This window comes from Pseudoalteromonas rubra, from assembly GCF_004212645.1.
Classification (GTDB): Bacteria; Pseudomonadota; Gammaproteobacteria; order Enterobacterales; family Alteromonadaceae; genus Pseudoalteromonas; species Pseudoalteromonas rubra_G.
On sequence record NZ_PPUZ01000017.1, the window covers coordinates 94826 to 116534 of the forward strand.

Below are 21709 nucleotides of genomic sequence, written 5' to 3' on the forward strand. Positions count from 1 at the left end.
CCGATTGCGCAAAGTCTGTCCAGTGTTCACAGCGCAGGTAACAAATTGCGACATTTTTAACCGGTAACATAACAGTTTACGGGCACTGCGTACCTATAATAAGGTAGCTGTTATTGGACGTGTTCAATGGCACATAACACAGGAATAAAGGAGAAGGAACGATGCATTATATTTCGACGGGTCGCTGGGTACTGGTGCTGGCACTGAGTACATTGACCGGGTGCTCAGGTGGCAGCGATGATAACCCACCGGTGAATGAAACGCCGCAGTTACTGACTGTCTCAACACTTAGTGCAGGGGGCGGGGCACTGGAGCCCGCAGAGATAAAGGTTAGCAAGGGCAAAACTGCTGAGTTTGTCGCGAAACCTCAGGCGGGTTATGAGCTGACAGAGCTAAGTGGTTGCGCGGGCAAGCGTACCGGCGTGGCTTACAAGGTAGAGCGGGTCGAGCAAAATTGTCAGGTGACTGCACGTTTTTCGCCTATTCGTTACCGCCTGGATGCCACTGTCAGTCAGGGAGGAAATGTGGATACCAGCACTCAGCAGGTGGCTTATGGTAGTGCCGCTGAGTTTGTCTTCACACCCAATAGTGACCATATTCTGGAGCGCGTCGGAGGTTGTAATGGGGCGCTAACAGAGGGTCGTTACCGTATTTCTGAGGTGACGGGGTCCTGCACAGTGAGTGCGTTATTCTTACCTTATCTCCCCGACCCTGAGTCGGTAACGCGGATCCGCTTACCGGTCGTCGTACATGTACTGGATAATGGCCATTTTGAACTCAGCGATGAGCAGATCCTATCTCAGTTACGGGCGACCAATTTGCATTTTCGGGGCAAAAATAGTGCTGAAATCGAGACCATTCCCGAAACTAATACCCCCTTTATTGCAGACACCGGGATCCAGTTTTATCTGGCCGACACAGATCCGGGTGGTCAGCCTCACTCAGGGATTGTGAGGGTCGATGCCACGGCCAGTGTCTTTGCACTGGAGGGGTACCCATTTGCCCGCAGTGATGCCGGCGGTTCGGATGCCTGGCCGACAGATCGCTACATTAATATCTGGGTGGGCATCTCACGCACCCGCTTTAATGAGCCTGTCCTTGCGGGCAGGGCGCATGTGCCGGGCAGTGCGCCCGAGTCCTACATTGGGGTGTCGATAGAGCAGGGGCTGTTCGGTACCATTGCACCAAGAGAGCCAAACTATGATCAGGGCAAAACCCTGACCCACGAGCTGGGTCATTTTCTGGGGCTGATTGGGCATACTAATCCTCCCTGGAATGACCAAAACACCCACCGTCATCTGAGCTGTGACGGACAAGCGCAGACGGAATGTGTGAATGCGGATCTGACCATGAACTTTATGCGTGCCAACGTTTATGACAATGGACAGAAAATGTTCTCACTGAGCCAAAGTCAGCTGATGCGTGCCTGGCTGGAAACGGGGCCATTACAGGCGCTGTATGTAAATAGTCAGCCCTAACGTTTTAGGTACTGGCGAGGGGTGGTACCAAAGAACTTTTTAAACGCGCTGTTAAATGCCGAGCTGGATTCAAAACCCAGCTGCTGGGCGATGACCTGCTGGGTTTCACCGGCGGTAAGCATCTCTACCGCACGCAGCGCCCTGAGCTTTTGCTTCCACTGGCTAAAGCTCATAGCAAAGCTTTTATGAAACAGGCGATTCAGGGTTCTGGCCGATGCCCCCACCTGCTCACCCCACTGCTCAAGCGTGAGCGTACAGCCCGGGTTAGCGTACAGCTCACTGACTATCGGCAGCAGTCGCTGATCATCCGCTTTGGGAATAAAAAATGCACTGGTGGGCGCCAGCTCCAGTCTGTCGATAAACACCTGGATAAAGCGCTCAGTTTTATCATCGAGCAGATAGTCTTCGGGCCAGGTGCAGATGGTCAGGATCATTTCTTTAAGCAAGGTATCAACCACCAGGGTTTTCGCCTGATCGCCCAATATCTCAGCATACTTTTCATCGATATAGACACTGCGAAAATGTCCGCCATAGCGGCAGAAGGTTTCATGCTCCAGGTTGGGGGGGATCCACAACGCCTGCTGTGGCGGGATGACGAAGGTGCCCTGCGGCGTAAAAATGGTCATGACTGAATCACTGATGTAAGTGATCTGCCCCCAGTGATGGCTATGCGCCCGTACATGCTCATTGGCGGGCATTGTGGTAGGTCGGGGGAAGACGGGCCGGTCCAGTGTCTTACGCTTAAACCGGCTGGACACACTGCGCCAGGAAGCATCTGTCCGATTTGATAAACTTTGTGTCATGATTTTCCATATTAGCCAGCGTGCCTAGCTCATATACTAACCGGGCTAATAACGGCAATCAATGTGCTTAAGGACTGTGAATGAAAAACCCAACCCGACTTTTTGTGCCCTCGCCGATGAGTTTTATGGTACTGGCGACCATCGTCATGGCAATGACGTTTTCTGCGTGGAATGCCTTACTCAATAACTTTGCGATTGAGCAGGCCGCGTTCACCGGCGCCCACATCGGCATGTTGCAGTCACTGCGTGAAGTGCCCGGGTTTCTGGCGTTTACGGCGGTGTTTGTGTTGCTGGTGCTGAAGGAGCAAACCTTTGCGCTGGTGAGTTTATGCTTGCTGTCAATCGGGGTCGCACTGACTGGGTTTTTCCCCAGTGTATATGGCCTGTATGCCACAACAGTGCTGATGTCGATCGGCTTTCACTATTTTGAAACGCTCAATCAATCGCTGAGTCTGCAATGGTTCTCTAAGGAAGAAGCGCCGGAGCAGTTAGGTCGATTGTTGTCGATTAAATCGATGGCCTCTTTGGTCACCTTTGGCCTGATCTGGGTGGCATTCACCTGGCTGGCCACCGATTATGTTTGGGTCTATTTGCTCTTCGGCGGTGCCGGACTGGCGCTGACGTTGTTTATAGCAGCAACACACCCGCAATTTGTTCAGCAAGCAACGCAGCATAAAAAGCTGATCCTGAGAAAGCAATACAGCCTGTATTACATTCTGACGTTCTTCTCCGGTGCTCGTCGTCAAATATTTATGGTGTTTGCCGGCTTTCTGATGGTCGAAAAGTTTGGCTTTGATGTGGCCGAGATCACCGCGCTGTATATGCTCAATCATGTTGTGAATATTTTTGTTGCCCCAAAAATCGGCCAGATGATCAATCGTATCGGTGAGCAAAAGGCACTGACGTTGGAATATTCAGGCTTAATTTTGGTGTTTGTGGGATATGCGCTGGTGGAGTCGGCTCAGCTGGCGGCGGTACTGTATGTGGTCGACCATATCTTTTTTGCCATGGCCATTGCACTGAAAACCTACTTCCAGAAAATTGCTCAGCCGGAGGACATTGCGGCTACTGCAGGCGTCAGTTTTACCATCAACCATATTGCCGCTGTGGTGATCCCGGCCAGCTTTGGCGTGGTGTGGCTGTATGATCAATCTCTGGTGTTCTATTTTGGTGCGGCACTGGCTGGGTGTTCTTTGCTGCTGAGCCAGTTTATTACCCCGCATCTCAAAAAAGCGACGGCCTGAAAAAAGCCGCCCGGTGCGGGCGGCTTTTCATGCGTGCTTTAAAGGGCCTTAAAGCGGATCGCGGTGCCGCCACTGGTGGCCAGCTTCAGCGTTAAGGTATCCTGTGCCGTGACAATCTGTTTTTGAATGCTCAGATCGTAAGGGTTGTGTTTCCATTCCGCCTTAGGACCATCCTGATAGATCTGGGCTTCGAAGCGCTGGCCTGGCTCAAGGAAGTCGAGCTTGACGTCAATGCTTCTGGCCTGCTCGTCTGTGATGGCCCCTAAATACCAGTCTTTACCTGAGTACTTGCCGCGTTTACGTTCTTTTCGGGCAAACACCACATAGTCGCCTACCTCACCTGTCAGCGCGATACTCTGCTCCCAGTCTGCCGGTACGTCTTTGATAAACTGGAAGGCATCCGCTCTGGCCAGATAGTTTTCCGGCAAGTCGGCGGCCATTTGTACCGGGCTGTACAGCACCACATAAAGGGCCAGTTGTTTTGCTAGTGTGGTTTGTGGCCGGTTGGTTTTATCGCCCAGACCATTAAAACTCATGTCAAAAATGCCCGGGGTAAAGTCCATCGGACCCGACAGCATACGGGTGTAGGCCAGCATAGTGGTGTGCTCGGGTGGATTCGGCGGGGTGCCCCAGGCGTTAAACTCCTGACCACGTGCGCCTTCACGGGTTAGCCAGTTCGGGTAGGTGCGGCGCAATCCCGTATCCTTAATTGGCTCATGCGTATTAATGCTGATCTTATGCTTGGCCGCCAGTTTCACATTGTCCAGATATTCATTGACCATAAACTGACCATCGTGCCATTCAAAACGGGCATGGCCACGTTCATCAATGCGTTTGATGTTGCCACCATCGGCCACGTAGCCGGTTTTCACCTGACGGACACCCGCTTTTTCGTACAGGGCAAAGGCATCTGCCATTTGGTCGCGATAATTGCTGACATTCCCCGAGGTTTCGTGGTGACCTATCAGGCGGGCACCCACTTGTTCGCCATGTTTGGCAATGGCATCCAAATCGAAATCCGGATACGCCTCGGTAAAGCTGAAAACATCACCATTATAGAACCAGTCGCCGTCCCAGCCGGTATTCCAGCCTTCCACCAGTACGCCATCAAAGCCATGCTCGGCGGCAAAGCTCAGATACTCTTTGGTGCGCTCTGTGGTTGCGCCATGTTTTTCACCGCTGCCCCAGGTGTTTTTACCGATGTGCATGCCCCACCAAATGCCGAGGTATTTACCCGGTTCGACCCAGGATACGTCGCCTAACTTATTAGGCTCATTAAGATTCAAGATCAGGCGGGAGTTGAGTAAGTCAGTGGCCTGTGCGCCCACCTGGATCGTTCGCCAGGGGGTGTTAAACTGGCCGTTGGTTTTTACCGCAATGCCATCTGACCAGGGCGTCAGGTCGCTGATAAACGTACCGGGGCGACGCTGGTTCAGGGTCATCGCAGCATAATCAACCAGGGCTGCTTCGTGAATACTGACGTGTACGCCATCTTTGTTCTTTAGTGTGAACGGGGTATGGACATGGGTTGCGTCATGAAGTGGGGTGGTTTTATACGTATACTCGTAACGGTTCCAGCCGCGGGCCGGGATCCACCAGGCGGTGGCTTTGTCGCTGTCAGCGACAGCAAATTCAGTCAGCTCCCGGGTAATATAACGGGCTGAATCGTGTGCAACCTCGTAGCGAAAACCAATGCCATCATCAAACACCCGCACTCTGAGCTGATATTGGGCTTGTTTTGACTGGCTATCAGCCAGGGTCACGACCAGCTCGTTGTGATGGTCGCGTATTTCTCGTGCTTCACCCCAGGGTTGTTGCCAGCGCTCATCTGCGCTGTTGCGTTGGGTGCTGCTGATAGTCAGGCCATCACGCAATGACGGTGCCCGGGCAAAATCAAAGCCCAGCCTGGAGGGGTTGATCACCGCTTTGTTGTTAAAGGTGACCTGGTAACTGGGTTGGCTATGATCATCGCTGATCTGAAAGGTCAGTTTACCATCGGGCGAGCTGACACTGTGTGTCGCAGCGTGTGTAGCACCGGTAAATAAACCGGCTACCAGGGTGGCGGCAATGCCTGTTGCACTGAAGACTAATCGCATAAACTATCTCGGTTGCAAATGTGAGTGAGCGTTTAGCATACTGTTATCCTTCTCGGGGTATGAACTGTCTGCATACGTATTCAGTTTGAAAATGCGATGAATGGAAACTAACAGTCGTCCGGTCTACATCTGTGGCCTATACTAAACCCAGACCGCAAGGAGCTTTTAGGCAATGATTCAATTAAAACATATTCTTAGTCTGTCTGTGACTGCCTTGTTGCTGGCCGCAACCAGTGCAGTGGCCGGGCAGCTTTCGGTACAGGTGCTGGATAATCAAGGCCAGGCACTGCCTGGCGCGGCGGTGTGGTTAACTGGTCAGGGTCTGGCAGACGACGCCCAGGTCCTTAAGCGCAGTTATAAAATGGGCCAAAAAAACCGGGCGTTTGAACCGCACCTGCTGATTGTGCCTAAGCAAGCGCAAGTGTCCTTTCCTAACTATGATTCGATTTTGCACCATGTTTACTCGTTTTCCCCCGCAAAAACCTTCGAGTTTAAGCTTTATCGCGACCACCCGCAGGCGCTGACCTTTGCGGCGACCGGCGCCGTTGAGTTGGGATGTAATATCCATGACTGGATGTTGGGGTACATTCTGGTGGTTGATTCAACCCATTTTGCCGTGACGGATGCTCAGGGCAAGGCGCAAATCTCATTACCTGCGGGGCAGTTCAACAATGTTGAGTTGAAAGTCTGGCATGAAGGGTTTGTTGATCTCGACAAGCCGCAAAGTGAGCGGTTGTCGGCAGTCAAAGCGGGCGAGCAACTTAAAGTGCAATTACGCCAAGCGCTTGGCATGTTCCAGGACGATTTCAGCGATGAGTTTGATGACTATGAATAAATCACTTCACTGGCTGACACTGGCAGGTCTCAGTACATTGTTCAGTGCGGCGGCACAGGCAAACACTGTTCAGTACAAGGGCGTGCTTCAGGCAAGCTGGCAAAGTAACAGTGAATATGCCGCCTGGTATAACCGGGGCGTATCAGTTAATCGCTTTGGCACTGAGTCCGAGCGGCTGAACCTCAGCAGAGCAGCGGTTGACTTGCGCACAGAGCTCGGCAGCACCTGGTCACTACTGGCCAGCGCACAATATGTGCCTGATCCGGATAGTAAACTGGGTTTTACCGAGCTGTTTGCTCAGTACCATACTCTGAATAAAGGGCCCAGGCAGTGGCAGGCGCGCTTTGGCGGTTTTTATCCGCGAATGTCGCTGGAAAATCCGGATATCGGCTGGTCGTCTCCCTACAATTACAGTTACAGCGCCATCAATGCCTGGCTTGGTGAGGAGATCCGCACCTTTGGCACAGAAGTGAGCTTTAAGCACAGCGATAACCGATTGTCGCGACGCCAGCGTACAGGCCATAACTGGGAGCTGGTTGGGGCCTTGTATAAGGGCAATGATCCGGCCGGAACTTTGCTGGCCTGGCGTGGCTGGGCTGTGCACGACCGGCAAAGTGTGTTCAATGAAGCCATTGCGTTTGCGCCCATTAATGCCCTAAACGCACCGCCGTTGGCAAAACAGGCGTGGCGGTCAGAGCCCTTTACTGAGGTGGATGGCCGGTTTGGCTACTACGTAGGTGCGCACTGGGATTATCAGAAGCGTCACACCGTACGCCTGTATTGGTACGATAATAACGGCGACCCCAGTGTAGTGAATTATCATACCGGGCAATATGCCTGGGATACCAAGTTTTACAGTGCGGCTTACCGCTTCAAGATCACTCGCTCAACACACCTTGTGATGCAGGCTATGGCCGGTAATACCGCGATGGGCAAGCGCCGTGGGGTGGATAACGACTTTAGCAGCCAGTTTATTCTGCTGACCCATAAATGGCAGGATTACCGTGTCAGTGGGCGGATAGAGCAGTTTGATGTTAAAGACAGAGACTTCTGGGATTTTGACCCGAATACCAGCGAGGGAGGTGCGGTGACGCTGACAGGCCGCTGGCAGCTAAGCGAGCGCTGGCATGTCGGAATGGAATTTCAATACCTGGAGTCTAAGGTGGCAAACCGCGCCGATTTTACTGTACCAACGCGGCAAATTGAACAACTGTGGCGCGCCAGTGCTGAGCTGCGCTTTTAACCGCGCAGCCCAAATCTGCTCAAGGTTAGTCACACAAACGGTTCAGGCCGTTGAGTGCAGCGACTCGGTAGGCTTCAGCCATGGTCGGGTAGTTAAAGGTGGTATTGACGAAGTACTCGACGTTATTGCCTTTGCCTTTTTGTTCCATAATGGCCTGGCCGATGTGAATGATCTCCGAGGCGCGTTCACCAAAGCAGTGGATCCCGAGGATTTCTTTGCTTTCAGCATGAAACAGCAGTTTGAGTGAGCCGACTTCGGTGCCGGTGATCTGCGAGCGTGCCAGGTGTTTAAACTGCGCCCGGCCAACTTCATATGGAATTTTGGCGGCGGTCAGCTGTTGTTCGGTTTTGCCCACTGAGCTCATTTCCGGAATGGTGTAAATCCCGGTTGGAATGTCGGTGATCAGGCGGTCATCGCACTTACCATGGACAATGGCGTGTGCTGCAATACGACCCTGATCAAAGGCCGCGCTGGCCAGGCTTGGGTAACCAATCACATCCCCCACGGCATAGACATTGTCGATTTCAGTCTGGTAATGCTCGTTGACTTTGAGCTGACCACGGCTGTCGGCTTTGAGGCCGATGGCGTCGAGGTTCAGTGCGTCGGTATTACCTGTTCGGCCATTGGCCCATAAAATACAGTCTGCTTTGACCTTTTTTCCGGATTGCAGGTGCAGCACGACGCCCTTGTCCTGAGTTTCAACCTTGGCAAATTCTTCATTATGGCGGATCACAATGCCGCTGTTCCAGAAGTGGTAGCTCAGTGCATCGGAGATCTCATCATCCATAAACGACAGCAGTCGATCGCGGGTGTTGATGAGATCCACTTTGGCGCCCAGGCCTTTAAAAATAGACGCATACTCACAGCCAATCACCCCGGCACCGTAAACTAGTACGCGCTGCGGGTTGTGGGTTAAGTCCAAAATGGTATCACTGTCATAGACGCGTGGGTGGTCAAAGTCGACGCCGGGTGGACGATAAGGGCGAGAGCCGGTCGCAATCACTATGGTTTGCGCAGTCAGTAGCTCCTGTGAGCCGTCCAGATGCTGCACCTGAATAGTATGGGCGTCAACAAAGGTGGCATCGCCCTGATACAGGTGGATACGATTACGGTCATAAAAGCTGGAACGCAGGCTGGATTGCTTGCTGATCACGTCACTGGCATGGTGCAAAATATCCTGAAAGGTCAGGCGTTGCGGACGCTCGCTAAAGCGAAACAGCGGGTTGGCTTTGTATTCGATTAAACGGCTGACCGAGTGGCGCAGTGCTTTAGAAGGGATAGTGCCCCAGTGTACACAGCCACCACCGACACCTTTTTGCCGCTCTATCACGGCAACCTTACGATTGCTTTTGGACAGGTTCATGGCGGCCCCTTCACCGCCGGGGCCTGTGCCAATGATGATCGCATCATACTGGTAGGATGCTTGTTGCGTGGGTGCTTTTGTGGAGGTTTTCTTAGTCACGGCCTCACCTTAAATAATGACTTGTGAGGCCGCTTTTAGGGTTAGCTGGTGGCGCCCTTTAACAACCTCGAGTTTAATGCCAGCCATGCCTGCTTTTGCGCCTGCCAGGCCTGCTCCAGTTCTTGATACTGTTTTAACAGGGCTGACTGCTCGCATTGTTCGCGCATAGCATGCTTTTTCGTTTCCAGTACCTGCTTTTGCACGGCACAGAAATGCTGAAGTTTTTTCAGCAGTAAATCATACTCTTGTTGTAACAATGTAAGCTTATCCTGCGCCAAAGGCAATTTTGCCAGGGTAACTTTAGTCTTATTCAGCAAGGTTTCTGCTTTGGCTTTTTCTATTCGTTCAACCGGAGTGCGTTTGAGCTTGCTGGCCAGGCCAAGGTACGACAGACCGCGGATCATCCACTTGGTGGGATCGTAATGATACCAGCGAATGCCGTTGCGATAGTCACTGGCAAAGATGTGGTGGAAATTATGATAGCCCTCACCGTAGGTCAACAGCGCCAGAAAGCCATTGTCCCGGGCGGTGTTTTTCTCGGTGTATGGACGCTTGCCCCAGATATGAGCCAGTGAGTTAATGAAGAAGGTGAAATGCTGGCTCAGTACCAGACGCAATACACCGGCTAACAGCAGCATGCCGAGTACGTCACCCAGCATCAGGCCAAGTGCCAGCGGAATACCAATATTGGTTAGCAGGACGAGTTTCAGGTAGTGCTTGTGCTGCCACATTACGATTTTATTGCGTTGTAAGTCGCGAGCATTGCTGTAATCGCCATAGCTTTCACCCTGATAGTCTCTGAGCATCCAGCCAATATGGCTGTACCAGAACCCGCGCGTTGCCGCATAGGGGTCTTTTATCGGGTCGTCGACCTGGCCATGGTGAATGCGGTGGTCGCTGCTCCAGTGCAGGGCACTGTTTTGCAGTGCAAAGGCGCCGCCAAAGGCAAAGAAGACCTGAATAGCTGGGTGAGCATCGTAGGCTTTGTGTGCCCACAGACGATGGTAACCCGCGGTGATCGACATACCGGCATAAAACATGCAGCCCACAAACGCAATCCAGTGGGTGGTCGTATAGCCATACTCAAAACCATACCAGGGCACTAACGTAATCGCAGCAAGAAAGGACAGACTAAAGAATAAGACATTAGTCCACAATAAAGGGGGTTTTTTCATTTTTAGAAATCTCAGCGTACACTTGTACGCTAAAATAATATTTCAAAGTTGCGCCGTCAAGTATTAGACTCCCACTATTATTGATCTGAGCTAATAAATAATAGGAACTGCGACCATGTCAGGCGTCCGTGCCCAGCAAAAACAAAAAACCCGTCAGGCACTGATAGAGGCGGCGTTTAATCAGCTCAGTGCTGAGCATAGCTTTACCAATCTCAGTTTGCGTGAAGTAGCCCGGGAGGCTGGTATTGCCCCTACGTCGTTTTATCGCCATTTTAAGGACATGAATGAGCTCGGCCTGACCATGGTTGACGAGGCTGGTTTAACATTGCGTCAGCTGATGCGCCAGGCGCGGCGCAGAATCGCCAAAGGGGGCGGAAGCGTGATCCACACGTCTGTGCTGACCTTTATGGAGTTCATCGAGACATCCAGCAACCAGTTTCGCTTGCTGCTGCGCGAGCGCTCCGGCACCTCGCCTGCATTTCGGGCCGCGGTCGCCAGAGAGATCAAGCACTTCATCATGGAGCTGTCTCACTACCTGGAGACCGAAACCCCCTGTGATGCCAATCATGCTTATATGCAAGCAGAAGCTATGGTGACACTGGTATTCAGTTCTGGGGCAGAAGCTTTGGATCAGGATGCCCAGCAGCGCGCAGAATTAACCGAGCGATTGATCTGGCAGCTCAGATATATCGTTAAAGGGGCGTCGGGTTATCAAAAAGAAAGCCAGGCAACCACCACTAAGGCACCGGGCCAGTAACCGGGCCCGGACGCTACAATGACACACAAACCGCTTTACAATGCCATCACAAGGATAGCGCAGTATGCTACTTATGATAGACAACTATGATTCATTTACATTCAATTTAGTGCAATATTTTCAACGCCTTGACCAAGAGGTGGTGGTGCATCGTAATGACGCGCTATCGGTGTCTGATATTCGCGCATTAAACCCGGATCATATTGTTATCTCACCTGGGCCCTGTTCGCCCAATGAGGCGGGCATATCCTTGTCAGTGGTTGACGCTTTTCAGGGGCAGATCCCCATTCTTGGCATTTGTCTGGGCCATCAAACCATCGCACAGGCACTGGGCGCAAAGGTGGTGCGTGCCAGGCAGGTTATGCATGGTAAAACCTCAACGCTGGTGCATAATCACAGCGGATCCTTTAACGGTTTACCCGGGCAATTTGAGGTGTGCCGCTATCACTCGCTGGTGGTGCAACCAGACACTTTACCCGATGTGTTGAAGGTCACGGCCTGGACGCAAAATAGTGCGGGTGAACTAGATGAAATCATGGGCTTATGCCATACTGAGCGAGCGTTGGAAGGCGTTCAGTTTCATCCTGAGGCCATTCTGACGGAGCATGGCCTGCAGCTACTTGATAACTTTATCAGTCGCTTCTAACCTTAAAAAAGCAACCCCGACAATACCGAAAAAGAACATAATAGATGACTGATGACATTAGGCAATCTCGGATAGCACAGGCTCTGGCAGAGCGTGCCCATGATGTACTAATAAGCCATAACTTTGCGCAGCAGCAAATAGGCTACATTCATACTTTTGATATGAATTTTGGCGAGCGCATACCACAACGCACTATGCTTGAGGTAGAACTCGCAGCGTCTGCCAAACGTCAGGAGCGCAGCACCAGTCATCACAAATATATTGCTAAAGCCAGTACCCACTTGCATCAGGTCATAGAAGCGGCCATCAATACGCAGCTGGAAGATTTAGATACGATTTACCATGAAGTGGTGGGGATACAGGAAGCCGTGCCTACGGTGTTGGATATTCTGGCGGTTAAATCGGCGTCAGTCGGCCGGTTAGAGCCGCTGGTCAATGACTTGTCCTGGCTGGGGCGCGACTTAGTCTCGCTGGTCAATCTGCCTCAGTATCGTAAAAAGAGCACCAAAGGTACGACGGTCAAGGTCGACACACCGGCACTGGCGCTACGCTATCTGGGACTGGAAAACCTGCAAATGGTGATCCCAACCTTTGCGATGCGTCATTGGATGCCACATTCAACCGAACCTTTCCCGCTGCTGAAGCGCAAGCTGCGCGATATGAGCATGGCAACCGCCATTGCCGCTAAAACACTGGCCCCATTGTACGACGTCAAAGCGCAGCATGCGTTTACTCTGGGGATGTTATTGGATGTCGGTAAAATTGCGCTGACCCGGTTATACCTGCGTACTTTCGAGCGGGTTTGGCAGGGCAAAGTGAAAATCGCCCGCGATAAAAAGCAAAAAGATCTGCACACCGCACTGGTGGGCCTGGAGCCCGACCCCTTGTTTCTACGCAACTTGTTACTGGAGCATTCGGCAACTGTGTCACAGTATTTGATAGAGCGCATGGAATTTCGTTACTTGCCGTTCAATGCCGCAATGGAAGAGTTTGCGCAAAGCTATCTGCCAAAGGCGCATAATCATGCCGCGGAGCAACTGCCACTCACCCAGGTGGTGCGCAAAGCCTATTGCTATGCGCAATATCAGGTACTCAAAGACACCCATTTGCTGGAGGCAGATGAAGCCAAAGACTGGCTCGCTTACAATCAGCTCACCGCAGAAGAGCAAGATCTGCTGTCAAAAACAGCACTGCAAAGCCTGCAATTGACAATTCTTTAAAAAAAACCACACTTTTTTCTCGCTTATTCATTCATTACGGGCAAGTAACAGATCTCAGTAAACGCCTTGAAGTTATAGGGGCGTTAATTATGGACGCCTTAATAGTTATTCACTGAGACTGCAATTATATACTAATCCCTTGAATATAAAGGGCTAGCGCGGTGTTTAATATGAGACAAATGCGCTTTTTTTTGAAATAATGAGCGTATGAATTTTGCACCAATTGGGAAAAATTCAGGTCTTTTACATCGCTGTCGCTGAGATTTCATGTATCACTGCCTGCCCCGGTTGAGTGCTGTACTCACCAAAATGAGGAATCAAAATGACTATCAATCGTGAACTTTTCGATCAGGTAATGGTGCCTAACTATTCACCTTCTGCAGTAATCCCTGTTAAAGGTGAAGGTGCACGTGTATGGGACCAGAATGACAAAGAATACATCGATTTCGCGGGCGGTATCGCAGTAAATTGTCTGGGTCACTGTCACCCGGCACTGGTTGCAGCGCTAAAAGAGCAGGGCGAGAAAATCTGGCACCTGTCTAACGTCATGACCAATGAGCCAGCGCTTCGCCTGGCGAAAAAACTGACTGATGCGACCTTCGCAGACAAAGTTTATTTTGCAAACTCTGGTGCAGAAGCCAACGAAGCCGCATTAAAGCTGGCGCGTCGCTGGGCACTGGATAACTTCGGTGAGCACAAATCACAAATCATCGCATTCAATAAAGGCTTCCACGGTCGTACTTTCTTCACTGTCACCGTGGGTGGTCAGGCTGCGTATTCAGATGGCTTTGGTCCTAAGCCGGGCGATGTTGTGCACAGCGACTACAATGATCTGGCGGCACTGGAAGCGCTGATCTCAGACAACACCTGTGCGGTAATGATGGAGCCACTGCAAGGTGAAGGCGGTATCATTTCACCAGAAGCGGACTTCGTGAAAGGCGTGCGTGAATTGTGTGATAAGCACAATGCGCTGCTGATTTTTGATGAAGTACAAACCGGTGTGGGCCGTACTGGTGACCTATATGCCTATCAGGGACTGGGTGTGACACCTGATATCCTGACCACAGCTAAAGCGCTGGGCGGCGGTTTCCCAATCGGTGCGATGATCACCACTACTGAGATTGCAAAGCACCTTAAGATTGGTACACATGGTTCAACCTACGGCGGTAACCCGCTGGCGTGTGCCGTTGCAGAAGCGGCACTGGACACAGTCAATACTCCGGAAGTACTGAATGGCGTTAAAGCTAAAGAAGCGCTGTTCCGCGAGCTGCTGACCGAGATCAACGAGAAGCACCAGGTGTTCAGTGAGATCCGTGGTAAAGGCTTGCTACTGGGTGGTGTACTGAACGACAAGTATCAGGGTAAAGCGAAAGAATTCCTGGTAGAAGGTATTAACCAGGGCGTGATGTCTTTGGTTGCCGGTGCGAACGTAGTACGTTTCACCCCTTCTTTGGTGATCCCTGATGCGGATATCCGTGAAGGTATGGCGCGCTTTGAAGCGGCTGTGGCCAAAGTGGTTGCAAACAACGCCTAATACCAGTCGGTGACATGTGGGTCGCACTTAATGTGCGACTCAGCTATCTACATTTTTTGAGGAGTAAGCGGGCTCATGATGATCCTTCGCCCAATCCAGAAAAGCGATTATTCAGCGCTTTTAAACATTGCCCAGGAGTCGGGGCATGGCTTTACTTCATTGCCGGTCAATGAAGAATTGCTGCAAAACAAGATCGAACGCTCAGTTGCTTCATTCGCTAAAGAAACAGACGTGCCTTTTGATGAAGGTTACCTGTTTGTGCTTGAAGACAGTGAAACCGGTGAAGTGGTTGGTACCAGCGCCATCGAAGCCGCAGTGGGTCTTGATGATGCCTTTTATCACTACCACTTAAGTAAAGTGATCCACTCATCGCGGACGTTGAATGTTTACAAAGCAGTGGATATTCTGACCCTGTGTAATGACTACACCGGCGCCACTGAGTTGTGCACATTATTCCTGCGCGATAAATACCGCCGCGGGCTGAATGGCAAGTTATTGTCTAAGTCACGCTTTATGTTTATTAACCAGCACCGTGACCGCTTTGCGGATACTGTGATTGCTGAAATGCGCGGTGTGTCTGATGAGAATGGCGACAGCCCATTCTGGCAGTGGCTGGAAGAGCACTTCTTCTCAATGGACTTTCCGACTGCGGATTACCTGACCGGCATTGGTCAAAAAGTCTTTATTGCCGAGCTGATGCCTAAGTACCCTATCTACGTCAACCTGCTGAGCAAAGAGGCCCAGTCAGTGGTGGGTGAAGTCCATGACAACACGCGCCCGGCCATTGAACTGCTTAAGAGCGAAGGTTTTACGTTTAACGGCTATGTCGATATCTTCGACGCAGGTCCCACGGTAGAAGCCAAAGTTGACAACATCCGCACCGTGCGCGAAGTACGTAAGTACACAGTGCGCATTGACGATGCGATGCAGATTGACGCAGAAGGTTCCCCCGTCATGATAGCTAATGATAAACTAGCGGGATATCGTGCGACGGCACTGACGTTAACGCTGCCAGAAAAAGCAACAGAAGTTGCCATCCCTGGTGCGGTGGCGAAGGCCCTGCAGATCGCTGACGGTGACACCGTTAGTATTGCAACTCTTTAATTGGGAAAGAATTATGACAACACACGCAGCACAATTTATCAATGGTGAGTGGCGCTTAGGTGAAGGCGCAGCATTTGCGTCGGTAAACCCGGCCAATAACGAAGAGATCTGGCGTGCCAACGCGGCAACGGCAGAGCAAGTTGACAGTGCCGTCAAAGCGGCCCGCGAAGCCTTCTACAGCTGGGGGGATCTGGCGTTTGAAGAACGTTTAACTGTGGTTAAGCGCTTTGCTGAGCTACTGAAAGAAAACAGTGAAGCACTGGCTGTGGCCATTGCACAGGAAACCGGTAAGCCACTGTGGGAAACGCGCACTGAAGCGGGCGCCATGGTTGGTAAAATCGCGATTTCTGAAAAAGCCTATCATGAGCGCACCGGCGTGGTTGAAAACCCAATGCCAGTGGGTCGTGCGGTTATTCGTCACAAAGCACACGGCGTGGTTGCGGTATTTGGTCCTTATAACTTCCCTGGCCACCTGCCAAACGGTCATATTGTACCGGCCCTGCTGGCGGGTAATACTGTGATCTTCAAGCCTTCAGAACTGACGCCTTATGTGGCAGAGCTGACGCTGAAGCTATGGGAGCAGGCAGGTCTGCCGAAAGGGGTGATCAACCTGGTACAGGGTGAAGTAGAAACAGGTAAAGCCCTGGCCTCACACAAAGGCATCGACGGCTTGTTCTTCACAGGTTCCTCTCGTACCGGTCACCTGTTGCACGAGCAGTACGCAGGTCAGCCTGGCAAAATTCTGGCACTGGAAATGGGTGGTAACAACCCATTGATCGTTAAAGACGTTGCTGATACCAAAGCAGCCGTTCATGACATCATCCAGTCCGCGTTTATCTCTAGCGGTCAGCGTTGTACGTGTGCGCGTAAGCTGTTCCTGCCAGAAGGCGAACAGGGCGATGTGATCCTGGCGCAACTGCTTAAAGCCACTAAAGCGATTAAGATCGGCAACTATGATGCCGAAGATCAGCCGTTTATGGGCTCAATGATCTCTAACAATGCCGCTGCTGGTATGGTTGCTGCACAGCAACAACTGGTTGAGCTTGGTGGTGAGATTTTGCTTGAGCTGACACACACTGAAGGCACAGGCTTTGTAACGCCAGGCATCATTGAGTGTACTAAGGTTACCGACTTCCCTGATGATGAGCACTTCGGCCCGTTACTGAAAGTATTCCGTTACAGCGACTTCGATGCCGCGATTGAAAAAGCCAACGACACCAGCTTTGGTTTGTCTGCCGGTTTACTGGGCGATAACCAGGCCGATTATGAGCACTTCCTGCGTCGCAGCCGTGCGGGTATCGTGAACTGGAACCGTCCAATCACAGGCGCATCCAGTGCCGCACCATTTGGTGGTATCGGTGCATCTGGTAACCACAGAGCAAGTGCTTACTATGCAGCAGACTACTGTGCATACCCGGTGGCTTCGGTTGAGCTGGACAAAGTGACTTTGCCAGGCACCTTGAGTCCGGGCCTGACTATCGAGTAAAATCATACTCAGTGAGAATAAACCCTTATTTTCTCACCCTTTAGTATTGAAAAAAGCAGCCAAGCGTCAACTTGGCTGCTTTTTTGTTGGTCTGCAAATATCAAAAGTAGCAATCAAAACTAGTTTCTGCTTAAATCAATAGGAGATGTCATTGATACATTCAGGTGGGCAATATATGGTTTTAGATAAACAAGGATACGATGAGTTAGTCATGTACCTAACGCAACACTTAGCCTTGTTTGAGAAGCCGGGTGTGGTGAAAGCCAACGCACCTAAGGTGTTGGAGTTAATAGAAGATGTGATTGCTGAGCACGTGATCCGCCTCTGTGAGCAACATACCGAGTTGACGACCGAACAACGTAGCCTGATAGTCAGAGAAGTGGACGGCATAGTGTATGATCTGCAGGAAGTACTCTCCAGCGTCACTGAGCAGCGCGTTACTGAAGAACAAAGAGAGTTTATTGAGGAATTCGCCGGGCTGGTTAAGAACCTGTTCGACAATGCAATAAACTGACGCAGTCGTCGCTGCTATGTATCAAATATAACACCGCCTATTGGCGGTGTTATTAGTTTTAGGAACTCGAGGAATAATAAACATGCAAGCAAGTGTGAAGTGGGTTGACGGAGATACCTTTATTGGTCGCTCTCATTCTGGTCATAATGTGGTATTCGACGCAGGCGCAGACAGCGCAGCGCCCAGCCCGATGGAAATGGTGTTGATGTCGGCAGGCTGTTGCTCATCTGTGGATGTTGTCAGCATCCTGAAAAAGGCCAAGCAAGATGTCAGTGATGTGACTGTGGAGCTGAGTGCAGAGCGTGCGGACAGTGCGCCTAGAGTATTCACCAAAATCAATCTACACTTTGTGGTGACTGGCAATAATGTGTCTGAAAAGCACCTGGCGCGCGCAGTACAATTGTCTGCTGAAAAATACTGCTCGGTAGCCTTAATGCTTGAAAAAGCGGTAGAAATTACTCACAGCCATGAAGTGGTTGAAAACAGCGCGAAATAGGTCTTTTTTGCGACGCTATTTTCGTATAAAATCCGCGAACTTTTATTTCTGCAGCGCAGATTTTCACGTTTTAAGGTGGGTCTATCGTGAACAAGCCCTTTGATAAAATTAAACTCCACGGCTTTAACAACTTAACTAAGAGTTTAAGCTTTAGTATCTATGATATTTGCTATGCCAAGACCGAACAGCAGCGTAAAGAATATCTGGAATACATCGATGAGCAGTACAGTGCCGATCGCCTGACCGACATTCTGCGCGACGTAGTCGATATCATTGGTGCCAATGTACTGAATATTGCCCGCCAGGATTATGATCCGCAGGGCGCCAGTGTCACTATTTTGGTATCGGAAGAGCCGGTAGAGCAGCAAACGTTCGACAGCAACGAAACACCAGGACCGTTACCGGATTCTGTGGTGGCGCACCTGGATAAAAGCCATATTTGTGTGCACACGTATCCAGAAGCACATCCGCACGATGGTATTTGTACTTTCCGTGCCGATATTGAAGTATCGACCTGTGGCATTATTTCACCGCTGAAGGCACTGAATTTCCTGATCCACAAGCTAGAATCAGACGTGGTCACCATTGATTACCGTGTGCGTGGTTTTACCCGCGACGTCAATGGCGTAAAGCATTACATCGATCATGCTATTCATTCTATCCAGAACTACATGACCGAAGATACCAAAGAGGCGTATCACATGGTGGATGTGAATGTGTATCAGGAAAACCTGTTCCACACTAAGATGATGCTCAAAGAAACCGATCTGAATACCTACCTGTTTGGTATCACAACGGATGATTTGGACGCAGATGAGGAAGAGCAGATCCGTGAGCGCCTGAATCGTGAGATACAGGAAGTGTTCTACGGTCGCAACCTGCCTGAGTAAGCAGCGGGTATTAACCGTTAAAAAAGGCGCTCACTGAGCGCCTTTTTTGTTTCATACTCGTTCGAATTTACAAATCAAACGTGAAGGTCAGGCCAAAGACTCGCGGCTCACCGTACTGCACGTAGTTTCGCGCCGTGTAGCCATCGCGTGGATCATTACCAAAGTAAAACCCTCTGACCGGGACATCACGGTCGGCTAGGTTACGACCCCAGGCAGTCAGTGACCATTGTTCACCATAATAACTTACGCTGGCATTAATCAGGTTCTGACTCGGTGCCTGCTCGTTGTGGCTGTCTGAGAAGAAGTAATCATCTTTGCCTTCTACACCCACACTCAGCACCAGGTTTTCCAGCACGCTATAGTCTGCTGAGAAGGCATATTGATACTTGGGCGCCTGTGCCTGCTCACGACCATCGAAGTTGGCACCTGAGGTGGTCACAAAGTCTTCTATTTTAGTGTCCAGATAGCCGAGACTGTAGTTCAGCGTCAGCTGATCTGTGATCAGGCGCTGGCCTTCGATTTCCAGACCATAGTTTTCGCCTTTACCCGCATTACTGATGAAGCCGGCAAACTGAACACCGTCAATGCGCCACTGTTTAAGCTGCATGTCTTCGCGTTCCATATAGAATGCGGTAACAGATAGGGTGTGTTTTTTATCTTCAGACTGACCCTTTACACCAAATTCTGCATTCCACAGGTACTCTGGCTCAAACGAAAAGGCTGAGGCCGGGATGCTGAAGCCTTCATCTTTGGCTTTGGCCAGCGCTTCACCATTGGCGCCACCGACCTTATAACCCCGGCTCAGGCTGGTATAGATCATGGTGCGAGGCACAACCTGATATTCCAGCGCCAGCTTACCACCGACCATAGTGTCATCCTGATCTATGGCAAAACCATTGGTATCTAGGTATTCACTGTCATAGCGCTCCACTCGCAATCCCGTGATCAGTCGGGTCTGCTCGTTCAGATATGTGACTTTCTGACCGAATAGCGCCTGACTGGAGACATCGTAGCTGGAGCGAAAATCATTGCTCAGCCAGGTGTACTGACGGGTCAGGTCGACATCACGACGCTGTGCGTAGGCGCCAATCACCCAGTCGCCCTGCTTGTCCATTAGCTTGACTTCCAGCGTGCCACGTTCGTGATCGCGCAGATAGCTGTCAAAGCTTTCGTAGTGGTCCGGGTGCAGGCCTGCGGCGCAAAGCTTAGGCTGGGTCGCGTCATGGCAGGTCCAGTCTTCATCGTAGCTATACACTGTATCGGCTTGTAGCCCGGTGCCCTGGAACTCAATATCAAAAGCACTCAGGCCGGTATACAGGGTGCTAAGTGCAAAGGCATCACTTTCTTGGGTGTCTTTACCTGGCAGGTTAGCCACACTGTGACGTGTATTGTCCAGCGTAAAGCCATCATAGCCATTATCGATATCGATGTGGTGTACGGCCAGGTTCACTGTTAGTGTGTCTGTCAGCTGGCTGTTGAGTTTTACGCGGGCCAGTCGCTCTTGCTGATCCTGAGTTGGCTTATCCAGATACAGGTTATCGACATAGCCGTCTGAGCCGCGTTGATACAGACTAATACGCCCCGCGGTGCTGTCCGTTAATCCGGTGCCTGCCGCCAGGCCGGCTTCATAGCTATTGTAGTTACCCGCGCCAACGCGCAGTTTTAAGGCGCTGTCCTGGGTTGGGGCATGAGATTGCAGATCGATGATCCCACCCATGGCATCGGCGCCAAAACGCGTTCCCTGAGGACCGCGATACAAGGTCACCTGATCAATATCAAACAGCAAGGCACTGCCGCCCAGACCGGAGTAGTTTATGCCATCGACCAGCATACCCACACTCGGGGTGATTGGGTCGACAAACTGAGAGCGCAGGCCCACGCCACGGATCTGCACAAAGCGGCCGCGAGACGCGCCTGCGGTAAAGTTCACATTGGCGGTACTATTTAATAGCTCATCCAGATAGCTGGCACCGCGATGGGTCATTTCAACTTCGCCCATCACACTGGCGCTGGCACTGAGTGTTTGCAGAGATTCTCTTTGGAAGTCGCCGGTGACTTCAATGGTTTCAAGGGGCGCGGCTGTCGGTAACTCGTCAGCGGCGGCTTGGTTTGACAGGGCAGCCAACAGGCTGATGCTAAGCAAAGAAAGTTTAAGCTTCATGTCTTATCTTGTTCCATTTTTGATTGCGCACAGTGTAGCAAAAGCCCGACCAGTTAACAGTTAATATGTGTTATAAATTCGGCAACTTAGTGAAGAGGAAAAGCCATGACATTTAAGCTTGATTTCAAAGTCAGGGATTACGAATGTGATTTGCAGGGCATAGTGAACAACAGTGTCTATTTTAATTATCTGGAGCATGCCAGGCATGAATTTTTGATTGCCAACGGCGTCGATTTTGCTGCGCTTGCAGAGCAAAAAATCAACCTGGTGGTGATCCGCTCTGAAATGAATTACAAAGATTCATTGAAACCGGGCGATGTATTTTATGTTGAAGTTGAAACACTGCGGGTGAGCAAACTGAAGTTCGCATTTATCCAGCGTATTATCCGCGCCGCAGACGACAAGCTCATGCTGGATGCGGTTGTCACCGGGACATCCGTGAATGAACGGGGGCGTCCGTTCCTACCTGAGGAAATTGATCAGCTTTTCGTCTGATATTTTTACTAAAAAGGCAGAAAATTACAGATTTTTACTGCCTTTTCCACACCGCCTGACGTTATAATAT

Annotated in this window: 19 protein-coding genes; 14 read left to right on the forward strand and 5 right to left on the reverse strand. The window is 51.0% G+C overall.

The genetic code is table 11. From position 1 onward, the window contains the following. Positions 1-161 precede the first annotated feature (161 nt). Positions 162-1478: an InlB B-repeat-containing protein gene (locus C3B51_RS06370; protein WP_130244520.1), complete on the forward strand. Its 1317-nt coding sequence runs from the start codon at positions 162-164 to the stop codon at positions 1476-1478. Here the strand turns inward: C3B51_RS06370 and C3B51_RS06375 are convergent. After that, the gene (locus tag C3B51_RS06375; protein WP_125720224.1) at positions 1475-2281 is read right to left on the reverse strand and encodes an AraC family transcriptional regulator; all 807 of its coding nucleotides are present in this window, start codon (positions 2279-2281) and stop codon (positions 1475-1477) included. The genes C3B51_RS06370 and C3B51_RS06375 overlap by 4 nt on opposite strands. An 80-nt stretch (positions 2282-2361) precedes the next feature. Between C3B51_RS06375 and C3B51_RS06380 the strand changes: the two genes are divergently transcribed. Continuing rightward, complete coding sequence (locus C3B51_RS06380; protein ID WP_130244521.1) at positions 2362-3525, forward strand: MFS transporter; 1164 nt, start codon at positions 2362-2364, stop codon at positions 3523-3525. A 38-nt stretch (positions 3526-3563) separates the two neighbouring features. On the opposite strand, the gene C3B51_RS06385 is transcribed toward C3B51_RS06380, so the two are convergent. Next, positions 3564-5621, reverse strand: a complete 2058-nt coding sequence (locus C3B51_RS06385; RefSeq protein ID WP_130244522.1) for a glycoside hydrolase family 97 protein — start codon at positions 5619-5621, stop codon at positions 3564-3566. A gap of 172 nt (positions 5622-5793) precedes the next feature. On the opposite strand from C3B51_RS06385, the gene C3B51_RS06390 reads away from it, so the two are divergent. Both C3B51_RS06390 and C3B51_RS06395 read left to right on the forward strand, forming a co-directional pair. Continuing rightward, entirely contained in the window at positions 5794-6456 is a 663-nt protein-coding gene (locus tag C3B51_RS06390) for a methylamine utilization protein (protein ID WP_130244523.1), read from the forward strand. Continuing rightward, on the forward strand, positions 6449-7699 hold the full coding sequence (locus tag C3B51_RS06395; protein ID WP_240701859.1) for a hypothetical protein: 1251 nt from the start codon (positions 6449-6451) through the stop codon (positions 7697-7699). Before C3B51_RS06390 ends, C3B51_RS06395 begins: the two co-directional genes overlap by 8 nt. A 25-nt stretch (positions 7700-7724) precedes the next feature. Here C3B51_RS06395 and sthA read toward each other — a convergent pair whose 3' ends face one another. Continuing rightward, positions 7725-9161 carry a Si-specific NAD(P)(+) transhydrogenase gene (gene sthA, locus C3B51_RS06400; protein ID WP_130244525.1) on the reverse strand — a complete coding sequence of 479 codons (1437 nt, stop codon included), beginning with the start codon at positions 9159-9161 and terminating at the stop codon, positions 7725-7727. 41 nt (positions 9162-9202) lie between these two features. Continuing rightward, positions 9203-10336, reverse strand: a complete 1134-nt coding sequence (locus C3B51_RS06405; RefSeq protein ID WP_125720211.1) for an acyl-CoA desaturase — start codon at positions 10334-10336, stop codon at positions 9203-9205. A gap of 115 nt (positions 10337-10451) precedes the next feature. Here C3B51_RS06405 and fabR point away from each other — a divergent pair, with 115 nt between their 5' ends. From fabR to speD, 9 genes are all read left to right on the forward strand, one after another. Further along, positions 10452-11093 (forward strand): HTH-type transcriptional repressor FabR, encoded by a 642-nt coding sequence (gene fabR, locus C3B51_RS06410; RefSeq protein ID WP_125720209.1) that lies wholly within the window; start codon positions 10452-10454, stop codon positions 11091-11093. Positions 11094-11157: 64 nt separating this feature from the next. Further along, positions 11158-11739 carry an anthranilate synthase component II gene (locus tag C3B51_RS06415; RefSeq protein WP_130244526.1) on the forward strand — a complete coding sequence of 194 codons (582 nt, stop codon included), beginning with the start codon at positions 11158-11160 and terminating at the stop codon, positions 11737-11739. 44 nt (positions 11740-11783) lie between these two features. Continuing rightward, the gene (locus C3B51_RS06420) at positions 11784-12959 is read left to right on the forward strand and encodes an HDOD domain-containing protein (RefSeq protein ID WP_125720205.1); all 1176 of its coding nucleotides are present in this window, start codon (positions 11784-11786) and stop codon (positions 12957-12959) included. Positions 12960-13281: 322 nt separating this feature from the next. Continuing rightward, entirely contained in the window at positions 13282-14493 is a 1212-nt protein-coding gene (locus tag C3B51_RS06425) for an aspartate aminotransferase family protein (protein ID WP_125720203.1), read from the forward strand. A 75-nt stretch (positions 14494-14568) separates the two neighbouring features. After that, a complete protein-coding gene (gene astA / locus C3B51_RS06430) occupies positions 14569-15597 on the forward strand; it encodes an arginine N-succinyltransferase (protein ID WP_125720201.1) in 1029 nt (342 codons plus the stop codon). A 13-nt stretch (positions 15598-15610) separates the two neighbouring features. Further along, positions 15611-17083 (forward strand): succinylglutamate-semialdehyde dehydrogenase, encoded by a 1473-nt coding sequence (astD, locus tag C3B51_RS06435; RefSeq protein WP_130244527.1) that lies wholly within the window; start codon positions 15611-15613, stop codon positions 17081-17083. Between the two features lie 175 nt (positions 17084-17258). Then, a complete protein-coding gene (locus tag C3B51_RS06440) occupies positions 17259-17597 on the forward strand; it encodes a DUF3802 family protein (RefSeq protein ID WP_164518220.1) in 339 nt (112 codons plus the stop codon). 82 nt (positions 17598-17679) lie between these two features. After that, the gene (locus C3B51_RS06445) at positions 17680-18093 is read left to right on the forward strand and encodes an OsmC family protein (RefSeq protein ID WP_046004954.1); all 414 of its coding nucleotides are present in this window, start codon (positions 17680-17682) and stop codon (positions 18091-18093) included. Between the two features lie 86 nt (positions 18094-18179). Beyond that, complete coding sequence (speD, locus tag C3B51_RS06450; protein WP_054016943.1) at positions 18180-18983, forward strand: adenosylmethionine decarboxylase; 804 nt, start codon at positions 18180-18182, stop codon at positions 18981-18983. A gap of 67 nt (positions 18984-19050) precedes the next feature. Here speD and C3B51_RS06455 read toward each other — a convergent pair whose 3' ends face one another. Next, positions 19051-21144, reverse strand: coding sequence for a TonB-dependent receptor (locus tag C3B51_RS06455; protein ID WP_130244528.1), 2094 nt, complete (start codon positions 21142-21144; stop codon positions 19051-19053). Between the two features lie 105 nt (positions 21145-21249). Here C3B51_RS06455 and C3B51_RS06460 point away from each other — a divergent pair, with 105 nt between their 5' ends. Continuing rightward, positions 21250-21639, forward strand: coding sequence for an acyl-CoA thioesterase (locus C3B51_RS06460; protein WP_130244529.1), 390 nt, complete (start codon positions 21250-21252; stop codon positions 21637-21639). The last annotated feature ends 70 nt before the right edge of the window (positions 21640-21709 follow it).

What these genes read in the sequence shown, in the direction of transcription:
- C3B51_RS06370 (WP_130244520.1), top strand. Translation starts at nt 162, where the DNA reads ATGCATTATATTTCGACGGGTCGCTGGGTACTGGTGCTGGCACTGAGT.
- C3B51_RS06375 (WP_125720224.1), bottom strand. Translation starts at nt 2,281, where the DNA reads ATGACACAAAGTTTATCAAATCGGACAGATGCTTCCTGGCGCAGTGTG.
- C3B51_RS06380 (WP_130244521.1), top strand. Translation starts at nt 2,362, where the DNA reads ATGAAAAACCCAACCCGACTTTTTGTGCCCTCGCCGATGAGTTTTATG.
- C3B51_RS06385 (WP_130244522.1), bottom strand. Translation starts at nt 5,621, where the DNA reads ATGCGATTAGTCTTCAGTGCAACAGGCATTGCCGCCACCCTGGTAGCC.
- C3B51_RS06390 (WP_130244523.1), top strand. Translation starts at nt 5,794, where the DNA reads ATGATTCAATTAAAACATATTCTTAGTCTGTCTGTGACTGCCTTGTTG.
- C3B51_RS06395 (WP_240701859.1), top strand. Translation starts at nt 6,449, where the DNA reads ATGAATAAATCACTTCACTGGCTGACACTGGCAGGTCTCAGTACATTG.
- C3B51_RS06405 (WP_125720211.1), bottom strand. Translation starts at nt 10,336, where the DNA reads ATGAAAAAACCCCCTTTATTGTGGACTAATGTCTTATTCTTTAGTCTG.
- fabR (WP_125720209.1), top strand. Translation starts at nt 10,452, where the DNA reads ATGTCAGGCGTCCGTGCCCAGCAAAAACAAAAAACCCGTCAGGCACTG.
- C3B51_RS06415 (WP_130244526.1), top strand. Translation starts at nt 11,158, where the DNA reads ATGCTACTTATGATAGACAACTATGATTCATTTACATTCAATTTAGTG.
- C3B51_RS06420 (WP_125720205.1), top strand. Translation starts at nt 11,784, where the DNA reads ATGACTGATGACATTAGGCAATCTCGGATAGCACAGGCTCTGGCAGAG.
- C3B51_RS06425 (WP_125720203.1), top strand. Translation starts at nt 13,282, where the DNA reads ATGACTATCAATCGTGAACTTTTCGATCAGGTAATGGTGCCTAACTAT.
- astA (WP_125720201.1), top strand. Translation starts at nt 14,569, where the DNA reads ATGATGATCCTTCGCCCAATCCAGAAAAGCGATTATTCAGCGCTTTTA.
- astD (WP_130244527.1), top strand. Translation starts at nt 15,611, where the DNA reads ATGACAACACACGCAGCACAATTTATCAATGGTGAGTGGCGCTTAGGT.
- C3B51_RS06440 (WP_164518220.1), top strand. Translation starts at nt 17,259, where the DNA reads ATGGTTTTAGATAAACAAGGATACGATGAGTTAGTCATGTACCTAACG.
- C3B51_RS06445 (WP_046004954.1), top strand. Translation starts at nt 17,680, where the DNA reads ATGCAAGCAAGTGTGAAGTGGGTTGACGGAGATACCTTTATTGGTCGC.
- C3B51_RS06455 (WP_130244528.1), bottom strand. Translation starts at nt 21,144, where the DNA reads ATGAAGCTTAAACTTTCTTTGCTTAGCATCAGCCTGTTGGCTGCCCTG.
- C3B51_RS06460 (WP_130244529.1), top strand. Translation starts at nt 21,250, where the DNA reads ATGACATTTAAGCTTGATTTCAAAGTCAGGGATTACGAATGTGATTTG.